Below are 17,007 nucleotides of genomic sequence, written 5' to 3'. Positions count from 1 at the left end.
ACCTTTGTCCGTTATCTCCACTTCAGCCGCAAAGCACCGGGGCCAGTCTTCGGCGTCTTATGCTTCGTGTTGACCATCCCAGATTGGTATGAGTCCACAAAGCCATTTGCAAATGCCTCGGCAAAAGTCCTGAACGCATCCGCAGAATGAGAACAAATATCATGCAAGGGCATTTCCCGCATCACCCCATTAGTTCCCGGAGGCTGAGATCTGTAATTCATCAGAGCATTCAGCCCTGAAATATACTCAACACCATTAGCAACAACAGGTTCACCACATCGTTCATGAAATACGCAATCCTTCAACAAGTCTCTTGTCGAGCTAATGCCCTGCCAAATATCCGGAGTCCGCGGAACAACCTTTGTTATGAATCCCGCTTCCTGCAGGCGTTGTTCAAAGCTTGTCTTTTCCCAATCTCTCTTAACAGCATCATGAGGGAGGAAAACCCGTCGGATCATTCCGTACTTGCGCTCCCACTCACGCAGAAGCTGGACATAAAATCCTAAACCTTCGTTACTTGCCTGAAAGTGATCAAGCACTCGATGTTCCGTCCTCATCTCCTGAAAAGCCCAGATAGACATGGAGTCACTCATCCCGATATCAAACGACACGTAAAAGGGAGCCATTTTGTCAAACTCAAACCGGCAATTAAGCCGTCCCTGCTCGCTCAATTGGCTGAAAATCGCTCCATAAATCGCGCCTTCGGCTTGACGATCAAAAGCTTCTTGCGGGGTACTCGGATACTCCTGACGCATCGAATACCCCTGTGTCCTCTCCATCGACACATACCAGGCAATCTGCTCCATCGACAACTCAATCCCAGCCTCCTTCAGGCTCGCAAAATATCTCCTCTGATCCTCCGTCATCCTTACCTCTCCATTGACAGGCAATTGATATTCAGGACTTCTCCACCACGGGAAAAAGAAAAACTTGAAATCCAACTGCGACAAATCCCGCCCCGACATTTCCATCGCCTTTTTCGTCATCTCGTAGTTGAGACCAAATCTTCCCCCTTCGTGCGTCGATTCGCGAATGACAATCCCATCAACAGGCACAGAATTAATGGCTCCAGTCAGAATTTCCCTTGCTCTCATCGGGTCATGGATTGAAACATAGCCCATTTCCGACACATGAAGAAGCTGGAGAGTTCTTCCACGCATCGACATTCCGACTTTAACAGACGACCCATTTTTGAAGCACATCTCGGTTTTGCTTTTCGATTCAACCGGGCACCACTTTTTTATCTCCGCTCCAACATGAGCCAAAGCAATATCCTCATCAGTTGGATCCATAGGGAGATAGTCAAGCATGTCGTATGCCAGATTAATCTTCCCAAGCTTCTGCTGCGCATCCGGAATTGTCCTGTCAATAATTCCTGCTGAAAAATTGGAATTATAAATCATAGCATCAAGAATCAGCAACGCGATCAAGGTCGAAAACCCAAGCTGACGAGCCTTCAAGATATCATTCCTGTACCAGATGCTGTCATAAAAACTCTCCTGTTCATCCTTCATCCGGAAGCGAATCAACTGCCCGTTCTTGTCAGTGATCCAATAAAGATGGTTCAGTCTCCATTTCCTGTCTTCCAGGAGTTCTTTAAGTTGCTCAGACTCGCTCATGGTTCTTTTTGATGATAGGACTCGATAAAATTCCAGCCAGCACGGAGCCGACCACACTCACAGTTGTCTCCACCTTCTCCGGCTCATAAGCACCGTCCATACGATTTAGCTCTTGTATGGCCTGAATTTTTGAAGGCATTTTGTACTTCGTGGACGAAAATGTGTCCCCTTGTGTCTCTGTGTACTCCTGACACAGATCCGACTCACCATCAACGGCATTCATAGGAGTTCGCACCACGCGAGACAGCCATTCCATGCGTTCCTGTTTACTCATAATGGCTTTTTTGTCCAATTCGGCGTTTAATTCATCAATATAGCGACAAATTTCATCATCCTTGGACAACCTGCTTGCCGCCTTAGATGCCGCTGGATTACTTAAATCCTTGCGTTTGAAAGCCTTACGATATGCGTCCGGTTTGGACAATCTGTCCTCGACCAAGAGCCTGCAAAACTCCCTCTGCTTATCCGTCAATCCTGCCATCGGACAACCTCCTTACAAAGCCATCGCCCTGCTCACTGAGCCTCCACACACGGGCCATCTTCGTTGCAGTCGTCGCCACACCAGACGGAACCACATCTCCGATTTCGCTGAGCCTCTTGACCGTCTTAACCACACCTTCGGCGCTTAGCCCCGTCAATCCCCCGATCTCCTGCACCGTAGAGGGTGCAATCGCCAGCACAGACAGCACCTGCACCTGGCTAAGCGTCAGACCACCGGCACGCGCTCGGCGCAATAACTCACAAAAATCAGAACTCCCGAATATCATAACAAAATGATACCCGGGAGTCCTTCAAGTTCAATTCACCAATATACGGCGGTATTCATGCCACATATACATATAATAAGAATGAACGCGTGATTTATTACTACACTGGTTTTATTGCATATTAATATTTAAACTTTTTAGCACCTTGTCATAAAATCCTTCTTCCGGTGGGTCTTTTCTTTCAACAGTGGCCCATATTATATAGATACCGTTTTTCGAATCGATAACTTTTGATTTAATTCCCTTGTAAATTATATTTCGTTTTCCATATATAGATAATCCTACTGTTCTTGATATCCATTTTTTCCAATTGTTATATATTTCAGATGAACCAGATGATCCAATAACAAATGTAGCCTTTTTGATGTTTTCATCATTATTTACAATTTCAATCAAAGTAAAAATATATTTAGTTATGCGTTCCTCTGTATCAGAACAACCTATATATTCATTTTCAGGGTCTTTTGCATCTCCGAATAGCAAATGCCAACCTCCAAGTGGAAATTCTTTTTCTGCGACAATATCCGGTTTTATAGGGTCATCAACAATAAACTGAATTTCATAGCATTCCTCTACTCTGAATCCAGCATTTTTGAAATACTGAGCCATCAGACTCTGTATGTTTTTATGTGTAGTGTTCTCATTCAACATAATCACAGAATACCCCCATCATGTTCATTCATGCAACATAAAAAATGCCCCACCCAGAAAACCCAGGTGAGGCATAACACTTTTACAACTCAGATACTTACTTCGCCTCGGAATACGTCGTTAACCGGGCTTGTCTCTCATGATGTAAACGTTCTAACTCTATGATAGAATATCCGCTGACCTCCCTGATCCCGCGCCTGCCCCTCACGCGAAACTTACGCTCCGTCAACCTACCGTGAGTCACAAGATAGTAGAGCCGCGCCCTGATTACTCCGAGCATCACCTCCGCCTCACGGGTTGATACCCACCCATTCGGCAGCCCCTCGACAAGATCAGGTCTGGAGTTGGCGAGAGAATTAACCTTGTGCCTGTTCCAATACAGGACGCCCTTAACACTCACGCAACGCACCTTGTGCCTGGCAAGATACGCGCGTACCCCGCTCATGCTTATCCCAAGCAATCGCGCCGCATCCCTCGTCGTCATGCCCCAGTCTGGCGGTTCGCTCATTGATTCACTCACCTTCACCTTGCGCCGCGGAGGGTCGGGGAAGATAATACCTGGATGATTAATCCGTTCAGTCATTGCTTTTCTCCTCTCTGTTTTTGTACTTATTCACCTTGCACCTCCTTTTCGGTAGCTTCCCCAGTCTAGCGAAACAAAGCTTCCAGTGCCCTCGACTCTGGACGCCACAGACCTCGGCAATGTCGCCACGGCATCATTGCCTACTTTGTTGGTCAGTATCAGCACCGGCATCATGTCGGCATACCGATGATCAATCAGCGTGTTCAGGATCATGTTTTCCCAGTCTCCAGCCGATCTATCCTGGATCTCATCAACAATCAGCAACGACACTTCCCGGAACTCTTCGAGATAGTCTTTCTCGCCAACTTCTGACTGCTTCGCCCAGGTCGCTTTTAACCCGCAGAAAAAATCAGCTGCCCGAACATATCGGACATCTCGCTTTCGTTCCTGCCAGACCTTGCCAATGGCAGCGGCCATCACCGTTTTCCCGGTTCCGCAGTCGCCAGCCAACACGGCAATACCCTTACCGTCCATGATCTCCAGGACTCGCTTCAGCTTCGCATGCCACCCGTCGCCCTTCAGGTTTCCATGGCAGACAGCCTCCGCCTCACGTCGTCCAAAGCCAGCCCTGACAAGACGCCTGACATCTGGAGTGCCGTTCTCAGCTTCGTATCGCGCATTTTCTTCTGCTTCAACACGTCGGTTCAGCTCCTCAATGCGAGCAGCTTCATCGTCTGATATGGCATGCTCCATGAGCTTTTTCATCCGCTCTTCAAACCTTTGTTCTTCGAGTATTTTCTTTAGATCATTCATTCCCATTTGATTCCTAAGTCGTTAGTGTCCATGCGGACGTTTCCTTGTTTCTTGGGCTGCCTGAGCCCATTTGCCATATCCTGCCCCTCATTGCGCATCCAATTGGCTGCATACTGCCGGGCAAGAGGCATCCAGTTCGCAAGGGGGATTCCCTTCTTGTTCTTCCAGCCCACGGCCTCCATTTCGTCGTAAAACTTCTGGGCGCAGATTGGTAGCTGTCCATCGCTGGGCTTCATAACCTGGGCTGCCATGTAGCGTTCGACTTCATCGACGCTAGACGGCCATGGATCAACATCGCTCCGTGCGGGGGTAGTGGTAGTAGTAGTTATATTATTCCTTTCTTCCCTTCCTTCCTTCCTTACGGTTTTTCCATAGGTTGCAATATCGGTTTCTATGTTGGTTCCTATTTCGGTTTCGACGTTGGTTCCAACATCGGTTTTTTTAGAAACCGACATAGGTTTTTCGTCGGTTTCAACATTGGTTTCGATATCGGTTCCAACGTTGGTTTTCCGAGGACGCCCTCCAAGCTTCCCGTTTTCCCGAGCAATCGTGCGTTTAACTTCAAGATTTGCCTGAATGTGTTTGGGATAACCGAAAACCATCAGATTATTCCCATCCCAGGAATAAAGCTCACAGCCTTCGCCGATTTCTTCCTGTGTAACGCCGCATGTCTGCATCCACCGACGCATTCCCCATGACCGGCATTCATGGATTATTCCTCCATTCTCTTGTTCGCAGCACCACGCCAGCAAGGCAATCCACGTTGCACGTTGAACGGGTTCCGCACCGATGAACTCAGCGGAAGAGAACAAGGCAGTTGGTATGTTAAGATATTCCATCTTCACGGATTTCGTATTTCGCGCCCCGAAGCTTGTATTTATAAGACTTGTAGAACTCGATAAACTTTTTTGCTGTATTCTTTGTATTGAGTCCTTCAGCGATCAAAATCGGCTTAGGCTCAACATTGATTCCATTTTCCCTGTTTACGACAAGTCGCCACACGTAAACGCTATATCCTTTTTTCATCGTTCGCCTCCTTCCAATATAGCCGCCTGTTCGTCAGTAAGGTACTGCCAACTCTGAGGCGGACGGCTTAGGCCAATGGCGGAGAGCGGCACGGCGGCGGGCAGCCTCACGGGGTCCTGAACTCCCCAGGCGTAGCAAGGGAGATAGGAGTAGATGCGAACAGCCGTTACGCATGCTTCACGCATCAGTAAATCCAGGGCATCCCCAAATGGCATATGACGCAGAGCCACATAGGACACCATCCGGCACTTGCCGATGATAGCCCTCGCCCCATCTTTTCCGGACTCGTAAAGCCAAAGCGTTACGGAGTCGCCTTTTTTGAGACGCGGTACGTTTTTCCGCAGTTCCCATGTCTTTTCTCCGGACAAGATTTTCCCGGAAAAAGGCTGCTTGATGGATAGAAGGATATGAATCATTGGTCACCTCCTTTCTCCATCAGCACACGTTCATAAAATCGGATCACAACATGCCCGCGTCTTACCCGGTCATAAACACGCTCAACGCCGACGATTTCCAAATCCCGGTCATCCATTCCAATCGCTTGGCAAATTCCATCCATGTACGCCTTGCACGAAGCAACCGTATTGTCGGCATCGCGCTTCTGACCGATGTAATACCAATAGATCTTGTACGCATTTGGTTTCGCCGTTAACTCCTTTGCACCAGCTTCAATCGCTTTGAGCTTCGCCAGTTCACGCGCCTTCTTCTTCGATGTCACGGCCATCTTGTTCGCAATCATGGCGCCCTTTTTCGTCATCGGCTTGTGACCATTCGGGCTAAGTTCCCGCCCCGGATGGGGCAGGATCACAGTCAACAACGGAAGATTCTTAAAAGTCTTCATAATCTTCTTCTTCCTCGTCTTCTTCGCTGAAATCAAATTCAGGCTGGTCAAAATCGGGAATCGTCGCCATCCCCTCACCTTTCACGGAAATGCGGCCAGTAGAACTTGCCGTAACCGTATGCCTCGAAAATTCAACCTTTACGGAAAAACTCATAGCCAATGGGATATTCGAATTCATCGCATCCTGGCGAATCTTCTCATACTTGCGAATCCCAATACTATCCCTCACCGCATCACAAATAGCATCAATCTCCGAATTCATCTTCTCCGTGTGCGGATCCAACGCCTCGGATTCACAAACTCGCAATTCCTTTTGCGGAACAAGCACCGGTGCAAACCGGGCAATCGGCTTCCCCTTGTGGTCACAAATCATGCAATCAGGGTGCTCGCAAACATAATTCCAAGCCTTTGTAAAATCCGTAAAAGCAAGAATCGTATCTTTGAAAGTAGGTATGAGATAAACTTTTTTAATCTTTTTCATAATTGTATAAATGGTTAGTAGTTAAATAATATCTTCAATTGGCGAGAACTCGCGAAGTTCGTCCCAAACAACACGCGGAGACTTGTCCGAAATAGACACAAAATCCTCATCGGAGCGTAATACATTACGGATTTCAACAACGTGTTCCCCCAAATAATTCTGGTAGAACATCACATCAAAACATCCGTCGCTCGCAATCCTCTCGCAAATCGAATTGATTGCTCTCTTATAGGCTTCATTCACCAGTCTCATGACTCCCCCCTTCCCAACAGAACTGGCATCGTCTTCTGCCGGAAATCCGCGTAATAAATCACGAACCGCTCCAGGGCATCCTCCAGCTTCGCCGTATAATCATCCCGGCACACCTTCTTGATAAACGGTGCCAAACCCGGGCAATACGACATAAAATACCAGCACGGAAACCCCGTCACCGCCATCGCCCCATGCACCTGCCCCTTATACTCATCAGGCAACTCCCCCTTCAGAAGATACCGGGCATGGTTCTTCGACAGTGGCGCCTTCACCTCCAGGCCGGACACAAACGCACCATTCACCCGAATCAGTCGATCCGGAGAACAACCAATCAAATTGTTATCTTGCGTCACAAACCCAACCTCCTCCACCTCCAGCCCCATCAGCCGCGAAAACTCCTCGCAAGCCTCCGGTTCCAAAGCCTCCCCCCGGTCCGTATGGAAATTCCCCTCCCACTGCACCTCATCCGGACGGATACACGCACAGCACAACTCAATAGCCAGACTCTCCCACTGCGAAGAATCCCGCCCCGTCGGCGTCAGCAACCTTCCAAAATTACTCGCCGTCAACCGCCCCGCCCTCGCCCGAAACCACTCCTCAGAGCGTTGCTCCATATTCGGCCACACCTTCATTGAGCGCTTCCTCCCTTCTTCAGCTTGGCAAATGCTTCATTCACCGATGAAGCAAACTCATTCACCAGTTCAATATTTCCGGGATGCTTCAAGGCTTCACGGGCTGCACGCAATCCGCCGAACACAGAAACCACACGGGCACAGAACCCCGCAAGCTCTTGTTCTTCTGTCTCCTGAACTGTTTTCTTTTTGGAAACAGTTCCCACAAAAGACACATTCGGCGGTGGTTCGGGCAACGTCGGCAACGCAGGGGGTAAATCCCTCGCCGCCGCTTCCTCTCTCGCCGCCTTCTCGGCCTCGCGGGCAATCCTCGCCTCCTCCTCAAGACGCTTCTTTTCCTCCGCTGCCCGCTTGACCTCCAGACGACGCCTGAGCTCAACGCCCACAACATCAGCCCGCTTGATCTCCAACTCCTCGCGATCCATCACCATGTCTTCTCCGTACTCCGCCACAAACTCATCAATCACCTTCTTCGTCTCAGCAATCGACTTGTTCGCGCAAGCCACAGCCACATCCAACCCCTCTTGGATAGACCTGATCGTCCGCTTTCCCTTAATAGAGCTTTCAATCAAATCATCGTAGCGACTCCGTAAATGCGATGCGCAATCAAGACGATCCTTCGCCTTGTCAACAAGGTTCGCCCGGATCTCCTTCTTGCGCTTATCAATCACCTTCTCCAACCCCAGACGAGCCGCGCTGATTTCGCCCTTCGACTCATCGAGAGCTGCGAAAAGCTTTTGCAGGTCCTCCGCCTGAGCAAGAGCTTCCTTTTTTGCCTGCTCCACAACAGACTCCGCATTCTTCAGGGCCTTCACGTCGAGTTCAGCCTTCCCGAAATCCTCATCCGTCTCTGGCTTCTGATTGATAGACGACAAAGCCATTTTAACAGACTCACGGAATTCCTTCAGGTTCGAGTACAACACCTCGCCGCGCGTTTCAATTTTAAGAGTAACAAGTTCCATTGTTCAAAGCAGGGTTTGGGGTTCTTCAGCAGCAGAAGATGCAGCGGCAACCTCATTCACAAACGGGATATCATCCGTCACAGTCGGGTCCAGAGGCTCGGCTGGAATATCAGGCTTCTTCGCAACAGGCGGGAAAACCTCCTTCACGTAAACCATCCCCTCCTTAATGGAGTTGTAAATCTTCCCAAGCCGGACAACATCCTGCCGGGTAATCTCCTCAATAGAGTGACCCAGATTGGCAACCAACTGATCGCGCGTCACGCCAAGCTCAAGAAACTTCGCCTCCATACTCCGGGCAACATCAGCCAGAGGGCGAGTATCACCCTCCTTAATCGCCTTTGCCGTTACCTCAAGAGCCTCATCAACAAGCCACCCCGGCAACACCTGTAAAATACAAGCACGGATGCGGCGACTCGCCATATTGGCACACAGTTCATACACATCCCGCTCGCTATCAAGCGGCACGCGCAACATCTTTCCTGTTTTTCGCCCACGCGAATCAACCTCGCTCTTATCGCGAGTATGGTTCACCGTAAAAGCAATCTCACGGCGAACATTCGTTTCCTTGTCGAAGCAGAACGCCACACACTCCGAAACATTGCAACCCAGCCCATCAGCCCCTTGAGGATCCCAATGCCGGGCAACCTCGCGCCAGCCCGCTTCCGCATTCCCCCAGGCAGAAATCAAAGCCTCTGCAAGTCGAATACTCGGCCCCTCCACCGTCGTTCCGCCGCGAGGGAAAGCATACGTAGCCGACTGCGCCAAAGACAGCCTGGAACACGCCTGACTCATCCTCGCCGTTACCTCCGCCAAATTGCGCGGAAACTGCTTCGCCACCCAGATGGACGCAAGAACTGACGTTGCCGCCGCATTGCCGGTAATAGCAGCCAACGCACCGCCGCCCGAAGAAAAAGAAGGAATCAAACCCTCCTGTGAATTATTGCCCGTGTTTTCAACTTGATCCGGGCGTACTGTTCTAGTAGTCATATGTCTGTAGATATTTTGATAGAAATCATTGTTTACAGGCGGTCGTCCGTTGCCGCGGACTTCCGCCATTTTTTAGGCTTCCTGCTTGAAGTCTCCCGAATGGCGTTTTGCGGTTTTGATTAAAAACTCAATGGCATCCATGTAATCGCAATCCTTCCCGTACTTTCCTTCTACCGCCTTCCGCAAATCTTTTTCATTTCCGCGGAAACACCCAGCAAACCAAACCCAATCATTGCGTAATCCTTTGGCGTTCAAGGTTAAAGTACGACGGGATAGACCAACTCCGCACACTTGGTAAATCGGCTGACCTTTTACACGTGCAAAACAACAATCAAATCCTAAATTGGCACCGCTCAGGTTGGCATCGCGCAGGTCGGCACCGCGCAGGTCGGCATAGCGCAGGTCGGCACCGCTCAGGTTGGCATCGCGCAGGTCGGCACCGCGCAGGTCGGCATAGCGCAGGTCGGCACCGCTCAGGTTGGCACCGCTCAGGTTGGCATCGCGCAGGTCGGCATCGCGCAGGTTGGCATTGATCAGGTTGGCACCGCTCAGGTAGGCACGCTTGCCGCCATCTTCGCCGTTAATCCATTTCCGGTGCTTTTCAAGGATTTCTTTCAGTTCTTCAGTATTCATTATTGTTGTATTGGTTCGTTTCCCGGATGCCGTCCGGGGCGGTTTCTTTTTGGAAAAATCAAAACAGGGCATCCATCAGGTAGAAGCAGCCGAGCAACCCGGCCACACACAGCGCAAACGCGATGCCTTCGATCACATCCTTCATGCCGACTTCCTCCTCTTCATCAGATAGGTTCATTTCACAATCTTCAGCTTTGACTCAGCCTTAAAAGGAGAACTTCCAGAGTGATATTGAGCCCACAACCATTCAGTCACTTCCTTGCGGGAAAACCTGTACGTCCTAGGCTTCAACCCCCAATGGGGCAGTCCATAATTCCGCGCATAATTCACAACAGACGGCTGGGAAGTGAAAAACTTCGGGAACTCCTTCACAAGTTCAGCACTCGTCAAGACATCATCCATGTCTATTTCTCTGATTTCATCAGTTGGGTTCTTTTTCATAATTCGTACCATCCAAGTTTCTTGAGTTCTTCAATCACGGGTTCTTCGTTCATAGAGCTTCAATACGGGCTTTGTAGGCGTCCATGGGATCGGGACCATAGGAGTAATCAAGAGTCTGTAGACAATCCTCCAGCTCGCTAATGCGATCCGTGTATTCTTTGATAAGAGCTCGCGCTTCACGTTCGTTGAGCGCGTTGTCCGTTTCGTCTTCGTAGATTCGTTTTTCTACGGTATTGACCGTGTAATAGATCATTGTTTTGTTCCTTTCAAAATGGGTGGAACTGCCTCAGTCTCGTCTCGGCCTTGCTCGCACACGCTATGAGGAAATGATTGTGCGCCCTGTTCCTTTTGTTTACATTAAAGCCCTATGAGTGAATCTCAGATTATTGATGAAATAAAACACCAAGCTAATCCTGTAATGTATGGGACGCTTGCTCACCAAATTGCTGATTTGAAGGTTGTTCTCGATCGATTGGAAGCAAAGATTCGGGATATCGAGCGGAAAGTTGACGACATACATCGAAAACTACGCTAGGCAAGATAACGGCAGTGGCTCCATCCTTCGAGTAGCCTACAACCCTGTATCTTTCCCTTGATCCCCAGAACTCATCTGCGGGTTCTGTCGGGTAGATTGTGCTCATTGGGAATCCGGTCAGAAGGACTTCTCCCTTTTGGAGAAGTTCGACATAGCATTCCATTGTTATTTCGGTGCAATTCGAGTAGTTCAGTTTTTCTTTCATGATGATTTCCTGAGGTTTGTGTTTCAGTTTTATGATTGATTAATCAGATAGTTATGAGTTTCGGTTCCGTATCTTGAGACAAATCCAAACGATATTGAACAGCCAGCAGAGAATCCCTAAGACATTGAGCCAGTTGTGAATCAGGAATGACTTCATACGGCCTTCTATCGGTTTTCCGTTACGCCTATCACTTTTCCGGTTTCGTCTCCGTATAGCTCACACGCGGAGTAATCGGATGATACTTCGGCAGCGTCCTCAACTTCTTGAGCAGCTCCCGGCTTCCCGTGCGTTGCCCCTTGAGCACCAAACGCAAATGCGTCGTACTCACATCGACGGCCCGCGCCGCGCGTGAAATCGTATAGCCGCGCCCAGCTAAATATTCTGGTGTTAGCGTCATGATTTTCTTCCCTTTCTCATTCGTTTTATGTAGTTTCTCAGATTGCGTGACGGTCACACCGTGCCAATGGAGAACCGTTACGAGAAAACAACTATAGAATTTTCTATGAACGAGCAAGGAAAAACTACAGATATTTCTATATATCTAGCTCGACTCAACTCTCTTATTCGTGAGAAGTCGTTAAGTCAAAGTGAATTGGAACGAATTACAGGCATTCGTCAAGCGACGATCTCAGACTATACTAAAGGAAAATCTATACCGTCAGCTGAACGTTTTTTCCTAATTTCATCTGCTCTTGGTGTCTCCATGGACTACCTCTGGGGTGTCTCTGATATCCCCATCCAAGCTACCGACACAGCAAACATTCAGGAATCCGAATGGCAGCAGAGAGCTCAAACAGCAGAACAGAAGCTCAAACACCTCAAAAGCCTTCTCTCCGACGTTGGCTCTGACATCGAAGCCCTCGGCGGAACCATAGGGAAATTACTCAAATTCATCTCCGAATAATCATGACCATAAAAGAAGCTATTGCACTTGTATTCAAATTGAAGAACCAATCGTCTCTTCATGTGAATGAAATTACAGAATACATTAAATCAAATATTGATGAGTATAAAGACCAGGAATCTACGGATATCCAAAAAAGGGTGAATGCATTTCTTGCTGCCAGCGTCAAAAGCAAAACAAACAAAATCTACAAAAAAACGATCAACCCCAAAACTGGACGTCCCAAAAAAGGAGTCTATTCTATTGCTCCTCCTAAAAAGATAAAATCCTCAATCCGCCCAGACAAAAACTCACAAACTGCTCTCCCTCTATTTCCTGCACAGCAACAGCCTCAAGCATCATCCTTCAATGAAACAGGGATAACGGCAAATACCGGAAAACTATATTTCGGCAAAGCAGGAGAATTTGCAGTAGTCAGCGAATTATTATTCAGAGGCTACAGTGCCAGCATCATGTCCGTTGATGAAGGAATTGACATCACAGCTTCAAAAAATGACAAATTCTTTTTCATCCAAGTAAAGACAACCCTGTTTGCTGACAACAAAATATCCGTCATAATAAAGCCAAACAACTTTGTCAATAACACAAATACAAATATTTTTTACACCATTGTTTTCAGATACCTGACAAACAGCGCCTACATCAATCGCTACATAATTTTAAGTTCCATTGATTTAGAACGACTCATCAGAAAAGGTGCCATCAGTTATCCAAACGGTAATGCATCCATTAAAATCAGAATGAATAACGGGAAACTCGAATTCTACAACGGAAACATCACCGAAGAAGTTGATTACTATTATTTAGACAACTTCGACATGATCAAATAACGATATAATTTTTCTGAAAAATTCAAAAATATAAAGCAATGAAAAACAGCGTAAAAATAATTCAGTGGAGTAAAGACGAACGAGGTATAATTGATGGCGTCAAAATAGAACGTGATGAAGAGTCCGCGGGGATCCCATTCAGTTCAATTACATTCTCAAATGAATTAAACAATGTATTTGAAATCAATATTCCAGGAATTTCAGGGGTAAGAAGATTCATAATTCCATTCCCTGAAGGCAAAGAAATTATGAATGCCTATATACGCTACATGGATGCGAAAGGAAAACAATAATCGTCAAATGGAAAGATAATAATTTCGTGCTGCCATGGAGACAACTTACTTTAAAAGAAAAGCCAATTACCGGGAATGTACTGTAGAATCCAGAGACGACCTTTTTTCTCAATGGGAGTCCAGGAAAACACTTGAGGAGTTGTTTGATGCGGCCTTACTGGCATCTGCAAACAAAGGAGTGACCGTCATCAGTAGAAAATGCAGGGCTAATTCCAATGCACTTGAAGAACTCATGGCTCCAAACATGGAATTGGCCAAATTCGGAGCATGCAAATGTGGCTGCATCATTATTGCAGAAGAGGGGAAAAACGTTCCTGCAAAAGGTAAATCCAAAGAAGGCGTCTTTATCACCTCCGCAGAACCAGTCACAAAAGCAGGCGTAGCTCCGCCTGTAGAAAGCACCATTGTCTTCGCAATCACCGGCAACCACATCGCCTATATTTCCAATTCAAATAATGGAGATGCCCGCCTCCAGTCATTCCTCTCTTGGTTGTTCCTCGATTCAAGGGTGCTTTCCTCCGCAGTTATTAATTTGAAAAATAAAATTTGCATTGATGTAAAAAAACAAATCTCAAAATACGGAGTTAGTTCCATCGATTTATCCTATGCTTCCGGGAGCGAGAGAAGCGACTATGCCCAATCGCTTACCTCGGCATTGATCGACTCATTGGAAGATCCCATCGTCAAAACAGACGGCAAAAATCCATTGGATGAATGTAGCATCAAAGTGACCATTTCACCAGGAGGCAGACGCCATTCAAATCTGGAAACAATCACCTTGCTCGCATCGCGTATATCTGAGACCGACCTGGATAACCTGAAAATCAAACTCAAAAATGGAATAACCATCACCAAAGACAAACTTGTCCCACACGCCACCCTCGACATCCCCTTTGATGCCGGAGTCATCAACTCACCTGCTGCTATGAGGAAACTATCGGAATGGTTGACATCACTTGTTGAAGAAAATACAATTTAGCCACATGGCAACCATCCGTACACGGCTCAGAAACGGATTCCTCCGTACCCAGCTTGGAGTATGGTTGCCCGCCGTATTAGGCATAGGTATATGGGCCTGCCTCTCTTATTCCGGCTTCTCCGTCATCGCTTACTGGCCAGGCATACCGGATTTCTTCAAACTCACTGCGGCCATTGCCGCCATCCTATCCGCATCTTCATACAACCTTCGGATCAAGGCATTTGATTATTCCCTCAAATTGGTAGACCAAGGCTGCCCTCAGGAATACGCAAAGCGGAACATGGAAGAAACCAGCTGCTGCCTGACAAACCTCGTCCTGTTGAGCTTCCTCACATCCCTTATACTATTTTTCTCCACAAAAACAGTACTTGGTACTCCGATTATAGGCAATCTCATCATCAGCCTTGGAGCCAGCCTCCTGCTTTCTTGTTGCATACAATACATATACGTCCTCTTCGCATTCGAAAAACTAGAGGACAAAATCATGACCGACATGTGCGACAAGAAGCAATACGAAATGCGCAAAAAACACCTGGCTCACATGCAAGAAATGGCCCAAAAGCCAGATACGAAGATGCCAGACGGTTGGTAAATCCATTCCTCCCCCAACACCTTGAACTGGGCAACCGTGAATCGCGCAGAATGCGTGACTGCGTAAACAGAAACAGGTCAGCCCTCCCTCCGAGAGACCACTTGACAAGAGTACAGAAAACTTGTACGTTTTATTCATGACCCCATTATCCCTTTCATACAGTGAAGCCCGGCAGCATCTGGCCGATACCATCAAGACCTGCGTCGACGATTCCGTGCCCGTCATCATCAAATCGCGGCAGCGAGAAGTAGTCATGATCCCTCGTGAAGAATACGACTCGTGGATGGAAACCATCCACCAGCTAGACACCCCGTCCAACATACGCCACCTGGACCAGTCCCTCGAAGAAAAACGCCGTGGGGAAACCATCATCATGACAGCGGATGACCTCATGAACTTCATGAACACCCCTGGAGCATGAAACTTGAATTCTCAAAAACAGCCCTGTCAGATCTCGCCTTTTGGAAAAAGGCAGATCGCAAGGCTGCGCAGAAAGTAACTGCCCTATTGCTGGAAATACTTGAAACTCCCTATGCTGGCAAAGGCAAACCCGAGCAGCTTGTCGGCAACCTCTCCGGTTACTGGTCCCGTCGCATCAACACCAAAGACCGCATCATCTATTCCGTAGACGAAGAAACGGCAACCATCTTCATCCGCTCCCTCCGCAAACACTACGAATAGCCCTCCCTCCGAGAACTGCACCCGCTTGGCAGATTCCAGACTTTAATCCAAGAAGTCCTACCATTTTGTGACATCCAACAAAATGGACTCACATCTCCTCCAACCCAATTTGCCAATACTCCTCGGCAGCCTGCTTTGAGACAGCAGCCCTGTAATGCTTGAACAGCATATCCGAGCCCTTGGCATGCCCCATATCTTCACGGAGACGGTCAATATTCGGATCAATTGCCAGAGAATACGACGCAAACGAATGGCGCGCCGCATCGGACCTGTTCTGAAGGCCGGCCGCCTTTCGCACAATCTTCGCCTTCCTTACCCAATTCGTCGGCCTCAAAAGCCCTTTCCGATCTGATTCCGGAACAGCCTCAAAAAACCTTCTCAAATTATCCTTGATCGCCACATGCCTCACCTCGCGAGTCTTCGCGATCGATGGGGGAACATTAATAAACCCCTCATCCAACAGCACGTGATCCCACGTCAACTTCTGGAACTCCTCCGGGCGAATCCCTGCGAACAACAACACAGCAAACGGAAGCAAAGCATCCGTACAATCCAGCTTGTAAATCGCTTCAACATGGCCATCCTCAGCAGCCATCGGGTGCCCCTCCTCATCCTTGTAAGACCTGCACGAAGCCAGAAGACGTTTGACTTCCTCCACCGTAAACACATCCACGCCATCTGAAGAAACAATCTTTCTCTTCTCAATCTGACTCCACGGAGACTTGGAAATGATCCCCTGCTTCACCGCCCAGGTAAACGCCGGACTCAACACCCCCAGAGCAGAATTGAAATACGTCGCACTCTTAAAAGAATCGGCCAGCCACACCCTGATATCATGCGCCTCAAGATCGGCCACATTCCTACCGCCAAACACCTCAACAAAACGTGAAGAATAATGGCGCCAATTTCCCTCATACTTCACCGACCACCCCCTGTCAGCAGACACCACATCCCTATACTTCGTCATCAGTTCATTTACAGACAGGCCGACCATCCTAGCCTTCTGCTGCTCAATACCAATCTTTACCGCATCAAGAAGAGACAAACCCAACCCAGAATCTTTTAGTAACCCATATGCATCCTTGGCTTCACGTATTTGAGTAGGAGCCAGCACATTATTATCCGATAGCTCGCCTTGTGAAAAGCGATCGCGTAGCATCATCTGATCGCGCGCTGCTTCATCACGAGTCTCATAATAGAGAGCCGTAATTTTGCCACTTGCGGAAAACCTTGCCGGCAGCCAGATCCTATACAGAGTCTTTTTACCGCGCTTCGTTTTGTGGATTGCAAACTTGAGAGACCGTCCCATAGGCGAATTCTTTGTCTTTTATGTCTATTATTTTCAGAAATTCAACGGAAA

At 48.0% G+C, this 17,007-nt stretch carries 26 protein-coding genes; 8 read left to right on the top strand and 18 right to left on the bottom strand.

Going from position 1 to position 17,007, the window contains the following annotated elements; all coding sequences use genetic code 11:
* Positions 1-11 precede the first annotated feature (11 nt).
* The 4 genes from QET40_RS06770 to QET40_RS06755 form a co-directional block, all read right to left on the bottom strand.
* Entirely contained in the window at positions 12-1,619 is a 1,608-nt protein-coding gene (locus QET40_RS06770) for a hypothetical protein (protein WP_280126419.1), read from the bottom strand.
* Positions 1,606-2,100 (bottom strand): terminase small subunit, encoded by a 495-nt coding sequence (locus QET40_RS06765; RefSeq protein WP_280126418.1) that lies wholly within the window; start codon positions 2,098-2,100, stop codon positions 1,606-1,608. Before QET40_RS06765 ends, QET40_RS06770 begins: the two co-directional genes overlap by 14 nt.
* Positions 2,081-2,353, bottom strand: a complete 273-nt coding sequence (locus QET40_RS06760) for a helix-turn-helix domain-containing protein (protein ID WP_280126417.1) — start codon at positions 2,351-2,353, stop codon at positions 2,081-2,083. Before QET40_RS06760 ends, QET40_RS06765 begins: the two co-directional genes overlap by 20 nt.
* Positions 2,354-2,497: 144 nt before the next feature.
* On the bottom strand, positions 2,498-2,995 hold the full coding sequence (locus tag QET40_RS06755; RefSeq protein ID WP_280126416.1) for a hypothetical protein: 498 nt from the start codon (positions 2,993-2,995) through the stop codon (positions 2,498-2,500).
* A gap of 485 nt (positions 2,996-3,480) precedes the next feature.
* Between QET40_RS06755 and QET40_RS06750 the strand changes: the two genes are divergently transcribed.
* The gene (locus QET40_RS06750; protein ID WP_280126415.1) at positions 3,481-3,603 is read left to right on the top strand and encodes a hypothetical protein; all 123 of its coding nucleotides are present in this window, start codon (positions 3,481-3,483) and stop codon (positions 3,601-3,603) included.
* A 47-nt stretch (positions 3,604-3,650) separates the two neighbouring features.
* On the opposite strand, the gene QET40_RS06745 is transcribed toward QET40_RS06750, so the two are convergent.
* From QET40_RS06745 to QET40_RS06685, 13 genes are all read right to left on the bottom strand, one after another.
* Positions 3,651-4,373, bottom strand: coding sequence for an ATP-binding protein (locus QET40_RS06745; RefSeq protein ID WP_280126414.1), 723 nt, complete (start codon positions 4,371-4,373; stop codon positions 3,651-3,653).
* Positions 4,370-5,185 carry a hypothetical protein gene (locus QET40_RS06740; protein WP_280126413.1) on the bottom strand — a complete coding sequence of 272 codons (816 nt, stop codon included), beginning with the start codon at positions 5,183-5,185 and terminating at the stop codon, positions 4,370-4,372. Before QET40_RS06740 ends, QET40_RS06745 begins: the two co-directional genes overlap by 4 nt.
* A 210-nt stretch (positions 5,186-5,395) precedes the next feature.
* A complete protein-coding gene (locus QET40_RS06735; protein WP_280126412.1) occupies positions 5,396-5,815 on the bottom strand; it encodes an ASCH domain-containing protein in 420 nt (139 codons plus the stop codon).
* On the bottom strand, positions 5,812-6,240 hold the full coding sequence (locus tag QET40_RS06730) for a hypothetical protein (protein ID WP_280126411.1): 429 nt from the start codon (positions 6,238-6,240) through the stop codon (positions 5,812-5,814). Before QET40_RS06730 ends, QET40_RS06735 begins: the two co-directional genes overlap by 4 nt.
* On the bottom strand, positions 6,227-6,721 hold the full coding sequence (locus QET40_RS06725; RefSeq protein WP_280126410.1) for a hypothetical protein: 495 nt from the start codon (positions 6,719-6,721) through the stop codon (positions 6,227-6,229). Before QET40_RS06725 ends, QET40_RS06730 begins: the two co-directional genes overlap by 14 nt.
* A 21-nt stretch (positions 6,722-6,742) precedes the next feature.
* Entirely contained in the window at positions 6,743-6,973 is a 231-nt protein-coding gene (locus QET40_RS06720) for a hypothetical protein (protein ID WP_280126409.1), read from the bottom strand.
* The gene (locus QET40_RS06715; RefSeq protein WP_280126408.1) at positions 6,970-7,587 is read right to left on the bottom strand and encodes a lambda exonuclease family protein; all 618 of its coding nucleotides are present in this window, start codon (positions 7,585-7,587) and stop codon (positions 6,970-6,972) included. Before QET40_RS06715 ends, QET40_RS06720 begins: the two co-directional genes overlap by 4 nt.
* 14 nt (positions 7,588-7,601) lie before the next feature.
* Positions 7,602-8,567 carry a hypothetical protein gene (locus QET40_RS06710; protein ID WP_280126407.1) on the bottom strand — a complete coding sequence of 322 codons (966 nt, stop codon included), beginning with the start codon at positions 8,565-8,567 and terminating at the stop codon, positions 7,602-7,604.
* 3 nt (positions 8,568-8,570) lie between these two features.
* The gene (locus tag QET40_RS06705; protein ID WP_280126406.1) at positions 8,571-9,554 is read right to left on the bottom strand and encodes a hypothetical protein; all 984 of its coding nucleotides are present in this window, start codon (positions 9,552-9,554) and stop codon (positions 8,571-8,573) included.
* A gap of 72 nt (positions 9,555-9,626) precedes the next feature.
* Positions 9,627-10,187: a pentapeptide repeat-containing protein gene (locus QET40_RS06700; RefSeq protein ID WP_280126405.1), complete on the bottom strand. Its 561-nt coding sequence runs from the start codon at positions 10,185-10,187 to the stop codon at positions 9,627-9,629.
* 174 nt (positions 10,188-10,361) lie between these two features.
* Positions 10,362-10,628 (bottom strand): hypothetical protein, encoded by a 267-nt coding sequence (locus QET40_RS06695; protein ID WP_280126404.1) that lies wholly within the window; start codon positions 10,626-10,628, stop codon positions 10,362-10,364.
* Positions 10,629-10,677: 49 nt separating this feature from the next.
* Complete coding sequence (locus tag QET40_RS06690; protein WP_280126403.1) at positions 10,678-10,881, bottom strand: hypothetical protein; 204 nt, start codon at positions 10,879-10,881, stop codon at positions 10,678-10,680.
* A 674-nt stretch (positions 10,882-11,555) separates the two neighbouring features.
* Positions 11,556-11,765, bottom strand: a complete 210-nt coding sequence (locus QET40_RS06685; RefSeq protein WP_280126402.1) for a hypothetical protein — start codon at positions 11,763-11,765, stop codon at positions 11,556-11,558.
* A 66-nt stretch (positions 11,766-11,831) separates the two neighbouring features.
* Here QET40_RS06685 and QET40_RS06680 point away from each other — a divergent pair, with 66 nt between their 5' ends.
* The 7 genes from QET40_RS06680 (at position 11,832) to QET40_RS06650 (ending at position 15,647) form a co-directional block, all read left to right on the top strand.
* Positions 11,832-12,272, top strand: coding sequence for a helix-turn-helix transcriptional regulator (locus QET40_RS06680; RefSeq protein ID WP_280126401.1), 441 nt, complete (start codon positions 11,832-11,834; stop codon positions 12,270-12,272).
* 2 nt (positions 12,273-12,274) lie between these two features.
* The gene (locus tag QET40_RS06675; protein WP_280126400.1) at positions 12,275-13,102 is read left to right on the top strand and encodes a hypothetical protein; all 828 of its coding nucleotides are present in this window, start codon (positions 12,275-12,277) and stop codon (positions 13,100-13,102) included.
* 38 nt (positions 13,103-13,140) lie between these two features.
* Complete coding sequence (locus QET40_RS06670; RefSeq protein ID WP_280126399.1) at positions 13,141-13,395, top strand: hypothetical protein; 255 nt, start codon at positions 13,141-13,143, stop codon at positions 13,393-13,395.
* A 34-nt stretch (positions 13,396-13,429) separates the two neighbouring features.
* The gene (locus tag QET40_RS06665; protein ID WP_280126398.1) at positions 13,430-14,374 is read left to right on the top strand and encodes a hypothetical protein; all 945 of its coding nucleotides are present in this window, start codon (positions 13,430-13,432) and stop codon (positions 14,372-14,374) included.
* Between the two features lie 4 nt (positions 14,375-14,378).
* Entirely contained in the window at positions 14,379-14,966 is a 588-nt protein-coding gene (locus tag QET40_RS06660; protein WP_280126397.1) for a hypothetical protein, read from the top strand.
* 136 nt (positions 14,967-15,102) lie between these two features.
* The gene (locus tag QET40_RS06655; protein ID WP_280126396.1) at positions 15,103-15,387 is read left to right on the top strand and encodes a type II toxin-antitoxin system prevent-host-death family antitoxin; all 285 of its coding nucleotides are present in this window, start codon (positions 15,103-15,105) and stop codon (positions 15,385-15,387) included.
* A complete protein-coding gene (locus QET40_RS06650) occupies positions 15,384-15,647 on the top strand; it encodes a Txe/YoeB family addiction module toxin (protein WP_280126395.1) in 264 nt (87 codons plus the stop codon). The genes QET40_RS06655 and QET40_RS06650 overlap by 4 nt, the downstream gene beginning before the upstream one ends.
* 88 nt (positions 15,648-15,735) lie before the next feature.
* On the opposite strand, the gene QET40_RS06645 is transcribed toward QET40_RS06650, so the two are convergent.
* Positions 15,736-16,956: a hypothetical protein gene (locus QET40_RS06645; RefSeq protein WP_280126394.1), complete on the bottom strand. Its 1,221-nt coding sequence runs from the start codon at positions 16,954-16,956 to the stop codon at positions 15,736-15,738.
* Positions 16,957-17,007: the final 51 nt, after the last annotated feature.

Source organism: Akkermansia sp. N21169 (assembly GCF_029854675.1).
Lineage (GTDB): Bacteria > Verrucomicrobiota > Verrucomicrobiia > Verrucomicrobiales > Akkermansiaceae > Akkermansia.
Note: the sequence above shows the minus strand (reverse complement) of the source record. Positions and strands in the feature narration are given on the sequence as shown.